The 17,102-nt window shown below is 56.3% G+C and carries 16 protein-coding genes, 1 pseudogene and 1 riboswitch; of the genes and pseudogenes, 9 read left to right on the top strand and 8 right to left on the bottom strand.

The window, feature by feature from the left end:
* Positions 1–142: 142 nt before the first annotated feature.
* The 4 genes from M0974_RS05165 to M0974_RS05150 all read right to left on the bottom strand — a co-directional run bounded on the left by M0974_RS05165 (position 143) and on the right by M0974_RS05150 (position 3,153).
* Positions 143–838, bottom strand: coding sequence for a fumarylacetoacetate hydrolase family protein (locus tag M0974_RS05165; RefSeq protein WP_297833593.1), 696 nt, complete (start codon positions 836–838; stop codon positions 143–145).
* A gap of 293 nt (positions 839–1,131) precedes the next feature.
* Positions 1,132–2,079 carry a 2-hydroxyacid dehydrogenase gene (locus M0974_RS05160; RefSeq protein WP_297833590.1) on the bottom strand — a complete coding sequence of 316 codons (948 nt, stop codon included), beginning with the start codon at positions 2,077–2,079 and terminating at the stop codon, positions 1,132–1,134.
* 102 nt (positions 2,080–2,181) lie between these two features.
* Positions 2,182–2,925 (bottom strand): CbtA family protein, encoded by a 744-nt coding sequence (locus tag M0974_RS05155; protein ID WP_297833587.1) that lies wholly within the window; start codon positions 2,923–2,925, stop codon positions 2,182–2,184.
* Between the two features lie 15 nt (positions 2,926–2,940).
* On the bottom strand, positions 2,941–3,153 hold the full coding sequence (locus tag M0974_RS05150) for a CbtB-domain containing protein (RefSeq protein ID WP_297833586.1): 213 nt from the start codon (positions 3,151–3,153) through the stop codon (positions 2,941–2,943).
* A 55-nt stretch (positions 3,154–3,208) separates the two neighbouring features.
* Positions 3,209–3,270, bottom strand: a riboswitch (cobalamin riboswitch).
* Between the two features lie 70 nt (positions 3,271–3,340).
* Between M0974_RS05150 and M0974_RS05145 the strand changes: the two genes are divergently transcribed.
* A complete protein-coding gene (locus M0974_RS05145; protein ID WP_297833584.1) occupies positions 3,341–3,901 on the top strand; it encodes a histidine phosphatase family protein in 561 nt (186 codons plus the stop codon).
* Between the two features lie 62 nt (positions 3,902–3,963).
* On the opposite strand, the gene M0974_RS05140 is transcribed toward M0974_RS05145, so the two are convergent.
* Positions 3,964–4,485, bottom strand: coding sequence for a GNAT family N-acetyltransferase (locus tag M0974_RS05140; RefSeq protein ID WP_297833582.1), 522 nt, complete (start codon positions 4,483–4,485; stop codon positions 3,964–3,966).
* A gap of 104 nt (positions 4,486–4,589) precedes the next feature.
* Between M0974_RS05140 and M0974_RS05135 the strand changes: the two genes are divergently transcribed.
* From M0974_RS05135 to M0974_RS05110, 6 genes are all read left to right on the top strand, one after another.
* The gene (locus tag M0974_RS05135) at positions 4,590–5,474 is read left to right on the top strand and encodes a LysR family transcriptional regulator (protein ID WP_297833580.1); all 885 of its coding nucleotides are present in this window, start codon (positions 4,590–4,592) and stop codon (positions 5,472–5,474) included.
* A gap of 116 nt (positions 5,475–5,590) precedes the next feature.
* Complete coding sequence (locus M0974_RS05130) at positions 5,591–6,313, top strand: dienelactone hydrolase family protein (protein ID WP_297833578.1); 723 nt, start codon at positions 5,591–5,593, stop codon at positions 6,311–6,313.
* 168 nt (positions 6,314–6,481) lie between these two features.
* Positions 6,482–7,897 (top strand): glutamate decarboxylase, encoded by a 1,416-nt coding sequence (locus M0974_RS05125; RefSeq protein WP_297833576.1) that lies wholly within the window; start codon positions 6,482–6,484, stop codon positions 7,895–7,897.
* A gap of 74 nt (positions 7,898–7,971) precedes the next feature.
* The gene (locus M0974_RS05120; protein WP_297833574.1) at positions 7,972–9,672 is read left to right on the top strand and encodes a transporter; all 1,701 of its coding nucleotides are present in this window, start codon (positions 7,972–7,974) and stop codon (positions 9,670–9,672) included.
* A gap of 108 nt (positions 9,673–9,780) precedes the next feature.
* On the top strand, positions 9,781–10,350 hold the full coding sequence (locus M0974_RS05115; RefSeq protein WP_297833572.1) for a DedA family protein: 570 nt from the start codon (positions 9,781–9,783) through the stop codon (positions 10,348–10,350).
* A 92-nt stretch (positions 10,351–10,442) separates the two neighbouring features.
* A complete protein-coding gene (locus M0974_RS05110; RefSeq protein WP_297833571.1) occupies positions 10,443–11,585 on the top strand; it encodes a glycerophosphodiester phosphodiesterase in 1,143 nt (380 codons plus the stop codon).
* Positions 11,586–11,773: 188 nt separating this feature from the next.
* Here the strand turns inward: M0974_RS05110 and M0974_RS05105 are convergent, their stop codons facing one another.
* Positions 11,774–13,306, bottom strand: a complete 1,533-nt coding sequence (locus M0974_RS05105; protein WP_297833569.1) for a sensor domain-containing diguanylate cyclase — start codon at positions 13,304–13,306, stop codon at positions 11,774–11,776.
* Between the two features lie 271 nt (positions 13,307–13,577).
* Between M0974_RS05105 and pssA the strand changes: the two genes are divergently transcribed.
* Together pssA and M0974_RS05095 are read left to right on the top strand one after the other, a co-directional pair.
* A complete protein-coding gene (gene pssA / locus M0974_RS05100) occupies positions 13,578–14,921 on the top strand; it encodes a CDP-diacylglycerol--serine O-phosphatidyltransferase (RefSeq protein ID WP_297833567.1) in 1,344 nt (447 codons plus the stop codon).
* 16 nt (positions 14,922–14,937) lie between these two features.
* Positions 14,938–15,597, top strand: a complete 660-nt coding sequence (locus M0974_RS05095) for a TetR/AcrR family transcriptional regulator (RefSeq protein ID WP_297833557.1) — start codon at positions 14,938–14,940, stop codon at positions 15,595–15,597.
* Positions 15,598–15,628: 31 nt separating this feature from the next.
* Here M0974_RS05095 and M0974_RS05090 read toward each other — a convergent pair whose 3' ends face one another.
* Both M0974_RS05090 and M0974_RS05085 read right to left on the bottom strand, forming a co-directional pair.
* Entirely contained in the window at positions 15,629–16,747 is a 1,119-nt protein-coding gene (locus M0974_RS05090) for a cytochrome c (protein WP_297833596.1), read from the bottom strand.
* Between the two features lie 222 nt (positions 16,748–16,969).
* Positions 16,970–17,102, bottom strand: a pseudogene (locus M0974_RS05085) (hypothetical protein); the annotation flags it as partial.

The following is a 17,102-nucleotide window of genomic DNA, read 5'->3' as shown; positions in this document are numbered from 1 at the left end:
GCTGCTGCATGCCGTAGGTGGGAACGCGGGACAATGTCGACATGGCGGGTGTACCTGACTTCGCTTCGGACTGACCGCAACAGGGTATTTCAGATGCGGCAGTCAGGCCTAGCGAATAGTGATCAGGCAAACAGCTGAACCGTTAGCGGGCGCCGACGGTAAAGGTGAACTCATTGAGCCCATCGATTCCACCGTGGACCACATCACCCACGTGCAGCGCGCCGACACCGGCTGGTGTACCGGTGAATATAAGGTCGCCGGCCTTGAGTTTTACCGACTGCGAAATGTAGCTAATGACGTCTTTGACCGGCCAGATCTGGTCGCTTAGATCACCGCGCTGACGCTCGACGCCGTTGACCTGTAACCAGATCGCGCCTTTCTCCGGATGGCCGACGCTGCTAACCGGCTTTAGCGGCGAGCTTGGGCCCGATTCGTCAAAGCCTTTGGCCCAATCCCACGGACGGCCCATTTTTTTCGCTTGGGCTTGGATGTCGCGACGGGTCAGGTCGGCACCAACGGCATAGCCCCAAACGTGGCTCAGTGCATCTTCCGGCGCGATATCGACGCCATCTTTGCCGATGGCTACCACCAGTTCGATTTCGTGGTGCAGGTCTTCGGTCAGTGCTGGGTAAGCCAAGGTGCCTTCTGCTGGAACCACGGCATCAGCCGGTTTCATGAAGAAAAATGGCGGCTCGCGGTCTGGATCGTGGCCCATTTCACGGGCGTGGTCCGAATAATTACGGCCGACGCAAAAAACGCGACGAATAGGAAAACGGCTCGACGTGCCTTCAACGGCCAACGACGGGGCGGTAACGGGGGCGATCACAAAGTCACTCATGGTTTTCTCCTGACAGACAGCCGATGGATAGCGGGCATGGCGTTATTGTGCGCGGGTCGGTCGAGAACAGGTTGGACAGAACACTGAAGCATTTGGACAGAGCAACGCAGGTGGCTTCTACCTACAACACCGCGTCGCTCACTTCGCGAACAAGTTCGCCACCGGATATTGATCCGCCTGAGGATTTTGTGCGAACCACAAGTCCCTGAAGGCAAAACCTGATCTCGGTGGGAGCGAACTTGTTCGCGAAGGCGGCCTGGTTGACTCACCTCGCTATCGAAAACGACTGTAAATCAATTCTCCGGCAATGGAACAGGCGTCAGCACGGGCTTCCCGGAAAAGAACGCCAGCAAGTTATCCGCCACCAACTGCACAGTCCCCTGGGAGGCTTCCGGTGATAGCCCGGCGACATGCGGGGTCAGGACCACGTTGCTTAAAACCTTGAGCGCATCGGGTACTTGCGGCTCGTCATCGAACACATCCAGCGCAGCACCGGCAATGCGTTTGTGTTCCAAAGCGTCGATCAGGTCAACCGTGGAGATGACACTGGCGCGAGCGATATTGACGATAAAACCGTTAGGGCCAAGTGCCTCAAGAACGTTTCTATCCACAAGCTGGTGTGTCCCTGCACCGCCAGGCGTGGCGACGATCAAGAAGTCTGACACTAACGCCAACTCAGCCGCCGTGGCGCAATACGCGTAGGGTACATCGCTGCGCGGCCGACGATTATGGTAGCTCACCGACATATCGAACCCCAGCGCCGCACGCTTGGCAATGGCCATGCCCACCGAGCCCAAACCGAGGATGCCAAGGCGCTTGCCCGCCAGTGAAGGACGCATGACCTTGCGCCACTCGCCACGGCGTACCGACGCGTCGGCGCCTGGAATATCGCGCACCAACGACAGCAACAACGCCATGGCGTGGTCGGCCACCGAGGGTGCGTTCACGCCAGCCCCGTTGGTGACCATGACACCCCGAGCCCTAGCGGCACCGAGATCGACGTGTTCATAACCGGCGCCAATCACACAGATGATTTCCAGGTGCGGCAGTGCGGCGATTTCATCGGCATATAAACCCAGCGGACCGCGGGTCAATACCGCGTTGATCTGCTCACCATGGGTCGCAATGGCCTTGGCGCGTTCCGCTGGGGTCGGCGCAAGAATCAAAGTGAAGCCACTGTTTTCGATTATCGGCAGATAGTCGTTGATGGTTTCTACCAACACCAGAACAGTCGTTGTCATGATTCCCTCTCAGTCGAAATCAAATAGCGTTTAAAACCACAAAATACTACTGACAGTAAAAGGCCCGCACAACGCGGGCCTCTGCATTTAGAACTGAGCGCTTCAGGACTGAAGCTTCGCCCGGGGCCGTGAGTTCACCGGGTTGAGTTTACGCTCGGCCAGCCAGCCAAAGGCCAGGCCAACGGTGGTCCACAAAACGATTTGAATGCCCAGCGAGGCCACTCGGAACTTCCACAACAGCGTGGCCGAGAAATCTGCTGGCACTTCATTGACTACGGGGAACATAGCCGCTGCCAGCACCATGATCACTGCGTACAGTGCCACCGCCAACAATGCGCCATTCCAGACACCGCGTGTGGCAATCAGCTTACGCGCGGCATTGATCGCGATGACCATTGCCGCTACCGACAGCAGCATCATCAGGAAGAACAATTTGGTGCGCTTGCCGATGGTTTCAGGGTCGCCGATGGACGGCGGATTGGCGGGGTACTTCAGACCCGGCACCAAAATGATCGCTACAAACGCCGCCAGCGCCAACAGTGCCGCAAGCCCGCGAGGACCGATATTGCCTGCCCGACCCAAGGTATAGGCGAACACCAGCGCGAAAATACCGCCCAGCGAGATGCTGTAAACCAGAATGCCAGTGAACAAACCGAAGGTGCTTTGGACGTCGCGGCTGACCAGTTCTTCTTCCGGAGCATCGCCGTGCATCGCCGACATATGATGCTCTTCAAAGGCGATAGCTTGGTCGATCTGCGGCTCACCGAACACTTTTGCAAAGCCAAACGCGAGAAGACCGGCGAGCAAGCCCACCAGCATTCCCCTTACGAGTAATTGCCCAGTCATGTCATGTTCCTGAAATTAGTGGCAAGGGAAGCCCAGCAAGTGGCGACCGTCATGCACAAACTCATGGACATACATACCGGAAAACATCGATGTAGCGCCTTGTTCTGCGCCAACGAAGTACAGCGCAAGCATCAACAACAAGCCAACGAAAACTGCCCACGGCACAATTTCGCCCAGCGGGATGACCGGCAGCGAAGTATCGGTATGTGTTGTAGCGTTAAAAGTCATATAAAGCCTCCAGGGAACTCGCGTCCCAATACGGATAACGGGCGAACAAAACAAGGTCTGGCTTACGGTGATGACCGAATACAGTGGCGCGACCGCGCCGGAATCGAACCGGCTTCCTGCTCTGTAACATGATGCAACTGCTGGGGCAGTGTACTCTTCTGAATTCGTAAAACCAGTGTGGACCACCATGGCAACTCGTCTGACCTTGATCTGCCACGCCCGAACTGTCGCGCAGAACCTTGCGCGCTTCCCGCAGGACGAATCCATCGAGATGGACTGGCAAGCATCAGGGCAATCGCTGTCTGATCGCTTCAAAGCGTCGGTGCAGTTGCTTAGCGCGCCGGAAGCCCGTGCTCAACAGACTGCGCTGTTGTTCGGCACACAGATCGAGACAGTGCCTGCGCTACGTGATTGCGACTTCGGGCGTTGGCAAGGGCAGCGCATCAACGACCTCCAGGCGCATGAGCCCGAAGCACTTAACGCGTGGCTTAGTGACAGCAACAGCGCGCCCCATGGCGGTGAATCCATTGCCGACGTCTGCGCCCGCGTCGGTGCCTGGCTTGATAACTTGCGCACCCCAGGCCATGTGGTAGCAATCACTCACCCGTTCGTCATCCGTGCTGCCATCGTCCATGCCCTGCAATGCCCAACCGCGGCGTTTAATGGCATCGACATCGAGCCACTGTCGATCACGGAGCTGCGCTTCAACGGACGATGGCGCTTAAGGATGGAGCGAGGCTTTCTATAACAACGCTTTGTTTAAAGAAACAGCAGCGTCACATTCAAACTGAAGCCGTTTCCCTTTTTGTGTCAAACCCCATCACCCAGCGCGCGTTGCATCAACACGGTATCCACCCAACGCCCGTGCTTGAAACCGACCGACTCGAACACACCCACGCGACGAAACCCGTGGCGTTCGTGGAGTCGGATCGAAGCATGGTTCTCACTGTTGCCTATGATCGCGATCATTTGTCGCCAGCCGCCTTGGGTACAATGCTCGATGACTGCGCCGAGCAACGCCTGCCCAATACCCTTCCCTCCTAAACCCTCGCGCACATACACCGAGTCTTCAGCGGTAAAACGATAACCAGGACGTGGTCGGTATAACGTCGCGTAGCCATAACCCACCACTTCACCCGCCAGTTCTGCCACCAAATACGGCAGCCCCTTGGCGAGGATGTCGGTGCGCCTAATCATCATTTCCTCGATGCTTGGCGCTTCCAGTTCAAAGCTGGCAATACCGCCGAGCACATGCTGCGCGTAGATGCTTTGCACGCTGGGCATATCATCATCGGTGGCGTTGCGCAGGATGGGGGTCTGGCCGGTGTTCATATTGCTGGTGCTCCAAAGACTGTCGGGTGGGGCGTAATAATGCCGGTCGCGATAACTAATAAAAAGTTATGATCACTTATCCATAGCATAAGAAAAACTTTGAGATGAACCGACTAAACCTGAATCATCTCCACACCTATTCGTGTGTCATTACCTGCGGAAGCTTTTCGGCGGCAGGAGAAAAACTTGGGTTAACGCAACCGGCCGTCAGCCAGCAAATCCGCCAGTTGGAACAGCGCCTCAATGTGCGTTTGATCGAGCGGGTCGGTAAACGCATCAAGGCGACGAGCGCAGGCAACGTGCTGCTGGAACATATTATCCACATCGAAGCCACGGTCGAAAATGCCTTGCTGGACCTCTCGACTCACGCACAGGAAGTGGCCGGCACCATCGCTATCGGTACGGGAGCCACCGCCTGCATCCACCTTCTGCCACCTATTCTTCAGACCTTGCGGCAACGATTCCCGGCGCTGGAGGTTCGGGTCAGCATTGGTAATACCGAAGGCGTGATAAAAGCAGTCGAGGAAAATCGTCTGGACCTGGCCCTGGTAACGCTGCCTGCCGCTGGGCGCAGCCTGTTGGTCACCCCGTTATTGAATGATGACTTCGTGGCGATTTTCAGCGCTGATGAAACAAACCTCCCGGAACACATCACCCCCATCACCTTGAGCAATTACCCGCTGGTTATCTTCGAAGCAGGCAGCAGCACGCGGATGTTGATCAACCAGTGGTATGCGCAATCGGGTATTCGGATCAAACCCGTCATGGAGCTGGGCAGTGTCGAAGCGATCAAGGAGATGGTCGGCGCGGGCCTTGGCTACAGCATCGTCCCGAGCCTGTCCGTCACAGCCGACCACCATCGACGCGGACTTCAAGTCCGCAGCCTGACATCCCCGCTGACGCGTACCTTGGGTATCGTGCTGCGACAGGACAAACCCGTCAGCAAAGCGCTACGCCAAGTGCTGGATGGGTTAATGACGTTGGCTTGATCTCGCTCGCAGGAAAAGGGTCGATCACGAACGGTACAATCTAACCGTAAAAACACCGGCAGCCGTGAGTGATAAGCTTCGCCCTCGATCCTGACAGGCTGTTAAAAGGCAGGCATATGATTAAATTTCTCGCCGCACTGTTTATCCTCGCTTCAACCGCTGCTCACGCCCAATCCTCCCTGCAAACCGACCTGCCCTTGAGTTATCTGGAGCAAACCGACGGTCAATCGCGCAACAAGCCACTGATCATCTTCCTGCACGGTTCTGGCAGTAACGAAGCCGACTTGTTCGACATCAAAGATGAATTGCCTGCCGAGTACACATTTTTATCGGCGCGGGCACCGTTCGAAGTGGGGACAGACAGCTATCAATGGTTTAACAAAACACCCGGCGACGGCGCCTACGACGGCGTAACGGACGACCTGAAAAGCAGTGAAGCGTTGATTTCAGACTTCGTGGTAAAAGCCACCGAGAAGTACCACACCCAGCCAGACAAGGTGTTCCTCATCGGGTTCAGCCAGGGCGCGATCATGTCTTATGAAGTTGCCCTGCGGCATCCGGAGATTTTGCGCGGGATTGCAGCGTTGAGCGGCAAGCTTCTTCCGGTGTTAAAGGCAGAGCTGAAACCTTCACCGAACTTTAAATCCCTTGCGGTATTTATTGGCCATGGTACCGCAGACCAGCGACTGCCCTACGAGGCCGGAACTGACGCAAATACAGGATTGAAACAACTAGCCATCGAGCCTGATTTTCATGCCTACCCTGGCATTGGACATACCATCAGCGACAACGAGATCACCGACTTGGATAACTGGTTGAAGAAGATCAACCACGGTTGAGACCTTCGGTCAGAAACAGATTCCCGGGAATGACTGACCTGGGTCAACGTCTACTCTGCACTGATGGCGTAAGGTCTCAGGGGTTAGCTACGAATCGCTTGCATGCGCGCCCTCTGTACGCCGCAGTAGCGCCACTAGCATTCCCCTCATCTTGCAGAGTTGGATTTCATGGCCCTTCATCAAACCGCTGAAACTCGCGACGACGCTATTGAAGATGTTTACTCCAGCGGAACGTCGCAGCGACTACTGCCCAAGTATCGGCTGCCCGATCATTCCACCGCCCCATCGGCTGCTTACAACCTGGTTCGGGATGAGTTGTTACTGGACGGCAACTCCCGGCAAAACCTGGCAACGTTCTGCACCACATGGGTCGAGCCCGAAGTGCAGAAGTTGATGGCAGATGCCCTCGACAAGAACATGATCGACAAGGACGAGTACCCGCAAACGGCGGAAATCGAGAACCGTTGCGTACATATAATTGCGGACCTTTGGCATGCGCCAAAGTCATGGCAAACCGTGGGCTGCTCTACCACTGGCTCCAGCGAAGCAGCGATGCTCGGTGGCCTGGCGTTGAAGTGGAGCTGGAAAAAACTTCGCGAAGACGCCGGTTTACCAACCGACAAACCCAACTTCGTCTGTGGCCCGGTACAAATTTGCTGGAAAAAGTTTGCGCGTTACTTCGATGTGGAAATCCGCGAAGTACCGTTGCGCGGCAACGCGTTGGGCTTACAACCTGCTGATCTGCGCGAGTATTGCGACGAGAACACCATCGGCGTGATCGCGACACTGGGCGTGACGTTTACCGGGATCTACGAACCGGTAGCTGCGTTGGCAGCCGAGTTGGACGCCATGCAGCGCGACCTTGGACTGAACATTCCGATTCACGTGGACGCGGCCAGTGGCGGTTTTATCGCCCCATTCATTCAGAAAGAATTGAAGTGGGACTTCCAGATCGAGCGGGTCAAGTCGATTAACGCCTCGGGCCATAAGTACGGCTTGGCACCGCTGGGCGTGGGCTGGATCATTTGGAGTTCAAAAGCTGATCTGCCTGAAGAATTAATCTTCTACGTCGACTATCTCGGCGGCAACATGGCGACCTTTGCCCTGAACTTCAGCCGTCCGGGCGGTGAAATCATCGCCCAGTACTACAACTTTCTGCGCCTGGGACGTGATGGCTATACGCGTATCCAACAAGCCTGTTCCGACACCGCGCAATGGCTGGCAACTGAAGTCACACGCCTCGGTCCATTGGAATTGGTGTACGACGGCAAGGACGGTCTCCCGGCGGTTTGTTACAAGCTTAAGGACGGCATCGACCACGGCTTCACGCTCTATGACTTGTCGGAACGGGTGCGCATGCGTGGCTGGCAGATTGCTTCATACCCACTGCCGTCTGACCGTCAGGAGATCGTTGTGCAGCGCGTACTGATACGTCATGGCGTCAGCCGCGACCTGATTGGTCTGTTGCTGGAAGACTTGCGCAAAGCCATCGTTTTTCTGCAAAAAAACCCGGTACTGTCGTCTGACGCCGGCCCGAGTTTCAATCATGGCGCCGTCGCTGCCGAGCCAACTGACGCCGCCTAGTTCGACCTCGAACCCCACCGGGCAAAGAACTTGCCCGGTGCTCATAGCGCTTTATCACAAGGTACGAGGCCACAGTGATTGCATTTCTGACATTCCTGCAGAGCAACCCTTACATTCTGTTGTTCGTAGTCGTCGGCCTGTCCGTGTGGGTCGGGCGCGGCAGCATCAAGGGCTACGGCCTCGGTGCAGTGGCGGCAGCCATTGTCATTGGTTGCGCCGTAGCGTCATGGGCCGCCGCGTATGGCGTGCACCTGGAACTCGATAGTTTCACCAAAAGTTTGTTTTATTACCTGTTTATGTACGGCGTCGGTCTGCGTGTGGGGCCGTCGTTTATCAATAGCCTGAAGGGCGATGGCCTGAAGTTCACCTTCCTGGCGATTTTGTCGTCGTTTCTCGGCTTGGGAATCGTGGTGCTGGGCACGCGCTGGTTATCACTGCCGGTCGGCGCTGCAGGCGGGATTCTTGCCGGTTCGCAAACCATGTCGGCAGCCATTGGTTCGGCAGAGCAAGCGATTACTTCAGGGGTCGTGCCGCTGCCACCGGGCACTACGGCGGCTGCGGCCACGGCGATGATCGCGTTGTCCTACGGCATCACCTACATCTGGGGCACGGTCGGGATCATCCTGATCTGCAAATACCTGCCGCGTTGGTGGGGTGTAGATGCGCGCAAAGCAGCCAAGGAATACGAGATCGAACATGGCGTACCGAACGTCGACGATGCAGGGTTAAGCGGTTATCGCCCGTTTGATTTACGGGCGTATCGGCTGGTCAACCCAGAGCTGAACGGCCAAACCATCAGCCAGTTTCGCGAGCACTTCAGTCAATATCAGATTGAAAACGTTGAGCGCGGCACCCAGCTGTTGGGTGCAGACCCTAGCTTGGTGTTGCAACTCGGTGATGTGATCGCATTAGGCGGTAGCCTGGACATGCTGACCGACCACATGGGTTTGATCGGGCCAGAAGTACCGGACGCACGTGCACTGAATATCCCGTTGGACGAAGCCGAAATTCTGGTAACCCACCGCGACGCTATCGGTAAGGCACTTAAGGAGTTCAGCAGTTCTTCGATTGCCGGCCAAGTGCAGTTGCTCGGCATCGAACGCGGCGGAGCACCGTTGACCGTAGGTTTGGAGACGCGCTTGCAGCGCATGGACGTGCTGCACCTGATCGGGCTGCGCAGCGCCATCGACAAGGCCACCGCGATTCTCGGCAAAGTCGGCCGCCCCAGCACCGCCACAGATTTGCTGACGTTGTCGTTAGGCATGGTGTTGGGCTTGTTGATTGGTCTGGTGCAAGTACCGGCGTTCGGCGCTTCGGTGGGGCTGGGCAATGCCGGTGGGCTATTGGTCTCGGGGATTATCGTTTCGTCGCTGGTGTCACGGGTGCGTTTCTTTGGCAATACACCTAATGCGGCGCGAAACATTCTTGAAGACATGGGCCTGATCTTTTTCGTCGCCATCGTCGGTGTCAATGCCGGTGCGAGTCTGGTGTCGCAATTGAGCGCGGTGATTGCGTTGAAGATTTTTGGGTTGGGTTTTGTGGCCTGTACGATCCCGCCGTTTATCGTCTGGGCTATCGGTTTTCACGTGTTCAAGATCAACCCGGCCATTCTCATGGGCGGCGTCGCAGGCGCCCGCAGTCACTCGGGCCCGGCGCGCGAAGCCGCAAAAGAAATCGACAGCACCGTGCCCTGGATTGGCTTTCCGGTGGCGTATGCCGTGTCAGGGATTTTATTAACTATATTTGGGTACTTTGCGATGGTGTTGGCGCGGTAGATAGGCCGGGGGCGCGGGCGACACGAAGGACCTTCACCCACCCAAGGAACAAATTCGAGCCACAATCAGTCACACTCCAGCAACTTCCACACACCATGAGGCTGGAGTATGACGCTGACACAGGCAATTGCTGAGTACGGTTATCTGGCCGTGTTTATCGGTGCCTCGCTTGAGGGGGAGACCGTGCTGATGCTTGCCGGTTTCGCCGCCCATGAAGGCTATCTGTCGTTCCCACTGCTGGCGATTGTCGGCGCGTTGGGCGGCGCATTAAGCGACACGCTGTTTTTCATGATCGGTCGCCGCTATGGCAGCCGTCTATTAATCCGATTTCCAAAACTGCAACCCGCCGCAGTACGTGTCAGCACCCTGCTGCAGCGCTACCAAAGCGGGCTGATCATCGGCGTACGATTCATGTACGGCCTGCGTATTGCCGGCCCGATCGCCATTGGCATGAGCGATGTGCCAGTCTCACGCTTCATCTTCTTCAACCTGATCGGTGCCGCCATTTGGGCACCACTGGTGGCCGGTGTCGGTTATGTGTTCGGCCAGTCACTGGAATGGTTGTTCGCCGACATCAAGCGCTACGAAGAGGACGCCCTGCTGACACTCATTGCACTGGCATTGCTGGTGGCGGTGTTGCGCTTTGTGCGTCGGCGCATGAAAGCATCCGCCGATTAAATCGCTTAGTTATAGATCCTTAGCCAATCCGTCATGCGTGACTTGCTACAGTGCAACCGCGAATGTCTGATAACTGATAAGGAAGATCAACGATGCTAAATCGATTTCCAAAGACTCTCGGGCTACTGACACTGGTGGCCAGTGCCCTTCTTTTAAGCACAACGACCCTAGCAGCAGAACAGCCCGGCAAGGCCCTCGCCGCAAAAATCGGCGTGCCCTGGCCGGCAGTTATTGGCCATCGCGGTGCCTCATTCGATGCGCCTGAAGAGACAATCCCCTCCTATGCGCTGGCTCGCGATCTGGGCGCCGACTACCTGGAGATGGACATTCAACGCACCAAAGACGGCGTGTTGATCGCCCTGCATGACGACACCCTCGGGCGTACCACCAACATCGCGCAGGTTTACCCGGATCGAATTAAAGACCCTATCAGCAGTTTTACCCTGGAAGAACTCAAGCGTCTTGATGCGGGTTCCTGGTTCAATGCGGCCTATCCGGCCCGGGCTCGCAGCAGTTACGTCGGGCTGAAAATCCTGACGCTGAATGAAGTTATCGACATTGCTGAAGAGGGCGAAAACAAACCCGGCTTGTATATAGAAACCAAGGTGCCGGCGCAGTTTCCGGGAGTAGAAGAGGATCTGCAGAAACTGTTGGCCAAACGTGGCTGGATTAACCAACCTGCGACACAGACAAGAGCAGCGGCCAAAGGCAAAGTCAACGTAGCCAACACGCCGGGCCGAATAGTGTTGCAGACCTTCGAAAAACCAAGCCTGGAGTTGCTGCAAAAATATATGCCGCAGGTGCCTAAGGTGTTGTTGCTGTGGATCGGTGACGGCTACATGGAAGCCAGCTCGGACGTGACCTTCAAGGCTTCAGGCGCCAAGGACAAAGCGGCGTTCTACGCCGGGCGAGAGGTGAAGTCCCAAGGGGAATTTGCCGCGTGGATGGATTGGGCCAAAGCCCACGGCGCATCAGGCATCGGCCCGGCGGCTGTGCTCACCCACGGCGGCGACCAAAGCTACATGGACATGGTCAAACCTTGGATGACAAAAATGGCCCACGACCGTGGCCTGGTGATTCACCCGTACACCGTTGATGACGCTGTAGATTACAAGGCACTGAGCGCAAGGGGTGCTGACGGTTTCTTCACTAACCGGTCGGCGCAGTTGCTGAAGTTCTATGGGCGCCCATCAAAGGACAGCATCGACACACTGCTGCGTAAAAACGGCTACTGAAACCGTCGCTATACCGGGTCACGCACGACAGGATGGAACGCAACGTCCATCATGCAACTGACCCGGTTGCGACCATTCAACCAGCCAATCGCCATCACTGTAACGCAGCCCAGCAGCTTAACATTCAGGCAACGGGGCTCAACGGATCACTCTTGGTGACAAAGCCTCAGGCCGCCGGCTGAAACGGCTTACTCGAACACCCTGCTCATATTCCTACCGGCCTTTTTCGCCGAATACAACGCCGCATCGGCGCGTTGTATCAACGTCTCGATAGTATTCTGTTCATCCGGCACGCAGCTGTAGCAACCGAGGCTTACCGTGACGATGCCCAAAGGGTTATCGGCATGGGGTATTTGTCGGGCAAGAATTGAGAGGCGTATTTTTTCGGACAACGCAAAGGCACCCTCCGCGTCATTGTCCGGCAAGAAAATAGCCATTTCCTCCCCGCCATAACGAACCGCCAAGTCACCGGCGCGATTTAGGCAGGCGCGCAAGGAATCAGCGACGGCCACGATGCATTGATCGCCAGCAAAGTGGCCATAGGCATCGTTAAAACTTTTGAAAAAATCGATGTCCAGCATGATTAGGCTTAGTGGTTTTTTTCTCCTGCCGCTGCGGCGGAACTCAATATTTAGCACCCGTTCGAAATGCCGCCGGTTAGACAAGCCGGTCATGCTGTCCTGCAACGCAAGTTTTTCCAACGCGCTCTGGGCGATGCGCATCTTGGTTTCTGCCTGCAAGCCGAACCGAATTTGTTGGACCAATACCATCCCGAACAGAATATTGGCGATCACCGCACTGACAATAATGACGAGCGACTTATAAGAGTTGGCTCGCCACTCTTGCAGCAACGACTCTTCGGAGAGCGCCGCTGCGACGACCAACGGGTACTTCTCCAATTGCCTGTAACCATAGAGTCGCGTCACGTTGTCGATGATCGACGTCAACATCGCTGTACCGGACATGGATTTGGACAGGTAGTTGGTGAACATCTCGCCCTTGGCGATGGACTTCCCTATCACGTCATCCGTGAACGGCCGTCTTGCCAATATGGTGCCGTCAGTCATAGACAGAAAGATCGCGCCTTCATCGTCCATATGGAAGCGGTCAAAGAAGCGGTCGAAATACTTCATGTCCAAGGTGGCCAATACCACGCCGTCGAAGTTGCCTTGGGCATCATTCACCCGCCTGGAGAAGGGAATAACCCAGGCGTTGGTCGTTCGGCTGCGCACCGCTTTACCAATATGCGCGCCCAGGTTTGCGTTTTGCTCGTGGTATTTGAAGTATTCGCGGTCGGCGTTATTAGCGTTGGGTGGTTTGATGCCGAACGAACTGACAATCCAATTGCCGGCGCGGTCATAAACAAACACGCCCTGCAGTTGCTCAGTTTCCACCACATGCCGGGCCAAAAGCTTTTCGAGGCGATCAACCTGAGCCGGTGCCAATCCGTCAACCTGTATGCGCTCAACCAGATCGACGAGAATCACATCGGCTTCATCGAATGTGTCTTCAGCTTGCTGCGCCAGTGATTTCGACAGGTTAGTGGTAGAGATTTCAGCTTGGTGCAGCTCGTGCTCTTTTGCATGTTCCAGTTGCCAGAGGTTAAACGTCACAATCGACACACAGACAAAAAAAATCGCAACGACTGCCAACCATAAAACTGGCGCTCTTTTAATCGGTTGTACGAGATCTACTTTGCTGTCGTCATTGTGGGAATTCAACAACTTCACCCTTGTTTTAGACGTATCGAGCGTACACCAACATAACGTCAATGACACAGGCTGCCGTGTGACCCGGGTCTATAAAACCCGATAACTTCAAAAAATAAACAGTGAGCCACTCATAGATGTTCACCAGCATAGTCGAGACACACTCTTCGCCATGAGGCTTTGCCACCTTGAGGCGCTGAACGTGCCTTCAACGTGGACATCCACGTTAGCCCGCACTCTGGTGTAAGCTCCTGCACTGTCCGGTTATTGCCACGAGAGGCTTATGCGCTCCACTTTCAGACGCTCCATTCTTCCTGCCCTTCGTGGTTTTTCCTCGTCAGCCGAAGCCATGACGCTTCTGCCAAGCGCCGCCGACTATCGCCGCTGCCTGTTAGAAAAGATCGCTTCGGCCTCTCAGCGGATCTACGTGGTTGCGTTGTACTTGCAGCAAGACGAAGCCGGGCAGGAAATTCTTGATGCTTTGTACGCCGCTAAAACAGCTCGGCCAACGCTGGATGTGGTGGTGTTGGTGGATTGGTTCCGTGCCCAGCGCGGTTTGATTGGTGCGGGTAAGCAGCCGGGCAACTCGACCTGGTACCAGGCGCAAAACCTTGAGCACGATGTAGAAGTGCCGATCTATGGCGTGCCGGTCCAGACCCGTGAGCTGTTCGGTGTTTTGCACCTCAAGGGCATCGTGATCGACGACTGTGTCATTTACAGCGGCGCCAGCATCAACAACGTTTACCTGCATAAATTCGACAAGTACCGCCTGGATCGTTATCACCTGCTGCAGAACAAGGCGCTGGCCGACTCGATGCAACACATGGTGCAGCGCGAAGTGCTCACGTCCAAAGCCGTGCACCGCCTCGACCTGCCCTCGCCGCCGACCTCGCGCAGCCTACGCGGTGAAATCCGCGCGTTTCGCAGTGAGCTTAAGCGGGCATCGTACGACACCTCTGACGGGACCGAAGACGCCGGTGGCTTGCGGATCATTCCGTTACTGGGCGTGGGTAATAAAAACCCGCTCAGCCGCACAATCTGCGAGCTGATTGCCGCCAGCCAAACCCAATTGACCCTGTGTACGCCGTATTTCAACCTGCCAGTGGTGGTTACTCGAGAAATCAATCGCGCCCTTAAGCGTGGGGTCAAGATCGACATCATCATCGGCGACAAGACAGCTAACGATTTTTTCATTGCCCCGGATGAGCCATTCAAGGTCATCGCCGCGTTGCCGTACCTGTACGAAATCAGCCTGCGCAAATTCGCCCGTAAGCATCAGCAATCCATTGCCAGGCACCAGTTGAACCTGCACCTGTGGAAGGACGGCGACAACACGTTCCACCTGAAGGGCTTATGGGCCGACGACCGTTACACCTTGTTGACCGGCAACAATCTGAACCCGCGCGCTTTCCAGTTGGACCTGGAAAACGCATTGTTGATTGACGACCCCAAGGCCGAATGGACCGTACCGCGAGCAGCCGAATTGACTCAGCTGATGCGCAATACCTTACGCGTCGGCAAGTACGACGAGCTGGACACGCTCAGCGAATACCCGGTTGCCGTACGCACATTCTTGCGTCGGGTCAGCCGCGTGCGCATCGAACGTTTGCTGTACCGCATCCTTTAACCGTCAGGACGACCGTGTGAACAAAAAGACAGGCATCAGGGCCCAACAGGCAGACCAGACCAAGGCGCGAATTCTGGAAGCTGCGGTTAAGGTATTCACCCGTGATGGTTATTCTGGCGGCCGAATCGAGCAGATTTCCAGCGAAGCCGAGTCCAACGACCGGATGATCTATTACTACTTCGCCAGTAAAGAGAAGCTGTTCATTCGGGTGCTGGAACACACTTACGAACGGTTCAACCATGCCGAAAGCCTTTTACAACTGGACCCGTCGACTCCAGTACAAACCCTGCGCGAATTGGTCGCGTTCGTTTGGCATTACTACGTGAATAACCCTGAGTTTGTCGCCATCCTCAGTATCGAAAACCTGCACAAAGGCAAACACGCCAAACAGTCGAGCGAACTGCGGCGCTTGTCCGGTGAAGCGGTGGACGTGCTGAGGCCGATTATTGAAGCGGGACAACAACAAGGACTGTTCCGCCAAGACGTCGATATCAAACACGTGTACTTGATGATCGCTTCACTGTGCTACTTCTATAACTCCAACGTGCATACCCTCTCCTCCTTCCTTGGCGAAGACCTCGCGCAACAACGTCCGCAACAAGATTGGCTAGCGTTTATCAGCGACCTGGTGGTGAGGGGCGTGTCCATAACGCCACCTGACGCTGTAATTGTGTGATGCCCTACCAGCACAAATCCGGTAATGGAATTTAATGACTCCCAGGATTGGCCCGCACGTGCGCGACTCGTTGTGGCAGCCCTTGCCATGCAGGCTCCGCCGGGGCGAAGCGGTTGCGCAGGTAAGCTGCAAGTTCGGAGATTTGGGTATTAGAAAGGCTGTCTTTAAAGGCGGGCATGTAGCCCAAATCCGGCGTAGCTGGCATCGCGATACCCTGCAGAATCACTTTTAGCAAATTGTCCGGCTGCGCGCTGTGTACGTTAGTGTTAGTCGCCAATGACGGACTGACACCAAACAACGTCGGCCCGAGCCCGTCAGCATGACACCCTTGGCAAGAGCCTTCGAACACACGCTGTCCATTGCTCAGCGACACCGATGCAACGCTGGGTTGCGCCACTGCCTCAGCGACCGGAGCGGTTTGCGCCTGAGCACTGCTGTCCAGCGAGGCCAAATAAACCGCCATGGCTCTCACGTCAGCCTTCGGCAATTTCGCCAGTTCGCTGACCACCGGCCCCATAGGCCCGGTGGCCACACCATGGGCATCGGAATAACCACTGCTCAGGTAATTGAACAACTGATCTTCAGTCCATGGCGTGGGAGATTTCGACAAACCATTGAGCGCTGGTGCGTCCCAACCATCGACCGTGCCGCCGGCCAAAAATGAAGTACCGCCCTTCTCCGCCCCCATCACGTTACGCGGAGAATGGCAGGCCGCGCAGTGACCCAAGCCGTTGACCAGGTACGCGCCACGATTCCATTGGTCGCTGCGCTCGGCCTGAGGCTTGATCTCACCTTTGCGCAAGAACATCGCGTTCCAGCCTGCCATCAATGGCCGCATGTTGAACGGAAACTGCATGTCGTTGGCCTTGGCCGGTTGGCTGACCGGGGTCTGCGACATCAAATACGCATACAGCGCCTGCATGTCAGCATCGTTGATGTTTCTGAATGCCGTGTAAGGAAACGCAGGGTAGAGGTTTTTGCCATCGCGACTGATGCCATCGCGCATGGCACGTTCGAAGGCCGGGTATGACCAACTGCCGATTCCGGTTGCAGGGTCGGGCGTGATGTTGCTGCTGTAGAGGGTGCCGAATGGCGTTTGCATCGCCAGCCCACCGGCGTTGGTCACCCCGCCTGGGGCGGTATGGCACACAGCACAATCGCCGACTGCTGCAAGCAAACGCCCACGTTCCAGGGTCGCCGTCGACCAAGTACCCGCAGCAGGTGGAGTAATCGGCGTAATTTCCGCACGCCAAGGCAACGCCGTTGCAGCCACCCCAAGAATCGCGCCGAACGCCGCAAACAAAGAGCCAAACAGCCACTTCGAACGCTTGGCCTTAGGCGAATTCGGCGGCGCACCGTTGGCCGCCTCCCCGGCCCCTTTTAAAGCAGCCAACACCCGCTCGGCGGTAATCGGCAGTTCACGAAAACGAATCCCGGTGGCGTCGTAAATCGCATTGGCAATCGCCGCCGCACTGGGCACCGCCGCTGACTCCCCGGCACCCATG

The organism is Pseudomonas sp., assembly GCF_026224925.1.
Taxonomy (GTDB): domain Bacteria; phylum Pseudomonadota; class Gammaproteobacteria; order Pseudomonadales; family Pseudomonadaceae; genus Aquipseudomonas.
Note: the sequence above shows the minus strand (reverse complement) of the source record. Positions and strands in the feature narration are given on the sequence as shown.

What these genes read in the sequence shown, in the direction of transcription:
- M0974_RS05165 (WP_297833593.1), bottom strand. Translation starts at nt 838, where the DNA reads ATGAGTGACTTTGTGATCGCCCCCGTTACCGCCCCGTCGTTGGCCGTT.
- M0974_RS05160 (WP_297833590.1), bottom strand. Translation starts at nt 2,079, where the DNA reads ATGACAACGACTGTTCTGGTGTTGGTAGAAACCATCAACGACTATCTG.
- M0974_RS05155 (WP_297833587.1), bottom strand. Translation starts at nt 2,925, where the DNA reads ATGACTGGGCAATTACTCGTAAGGGGAATGCTGGTGGGCTTGCTCGCC.
- M0974_RS05150 (WP_297833586.1), bottom strand. Translation starts at nt 3,153, where the DNA reads ATGACTTTTAACGCTACAACACATACCGATACTTCGCTGCCGGTCATC.
- M0974_RS05145 (WP_297833584.1), top strand. Translation starts at nt 3,341, where the DNA reads ATGGCAACTCGTCTGACCTTGATCTGCCACGCCCGAACTGTCGCGCAG.
- M0974_RS05140 (WP_297833582.1), bottom strand. Translation starts at nt 4,485, where the DNA reads ATGAACACCGGCCAGACCCCCATCCTGCGCAACGCCACCGATGATGAT.
- M0974_RS05135 (WP_297833580.1), top strand. Translation starts at nt 4,590, where the DNA reads ATGAACCGACTAAACCTGAATCATCTCCACACCTATTCGTGTGTCATT.
- M0974_RS05130 (WP_297833578.1), top strand. Translation starts at nt 5,591, where the DNA reads ATGATTAAATTTCTCGCCGCACTGTTTATCCTCGCTTCAACCGCTGCT.
- M0974_RS05125 (WP_297833576.1), top strand. Translation starts at nt 6,482, where the DNA reads ATGGCCCTTCATCAAACCGCTGAAACTCGCGACGACGCTATTGAAGAT.
- M0974_RS05115 (WP_297833572.1), top strand. Translation starts at nt 9,781, where the DNA reads ATGACGCTGACACAGGCAATTGCTGAGTACGGTTATCTGGCCGTGTTT.
- M0974_RS05110 (WP_297833571.1), top strand. Translation starts at nt 10,443, where the DNA reads ATGCTAAATCGATTTCCAAAGACTCTCGGGCTACTGACACTGGTGGCC.
- pssA (WP_297833567.1), top strand. Translation starts at nt 13,578, where the DNA reads ATGCGCTCCACTTTCAGACGCTCCATTCTTCCTGCCCTTCGTGGTTTT.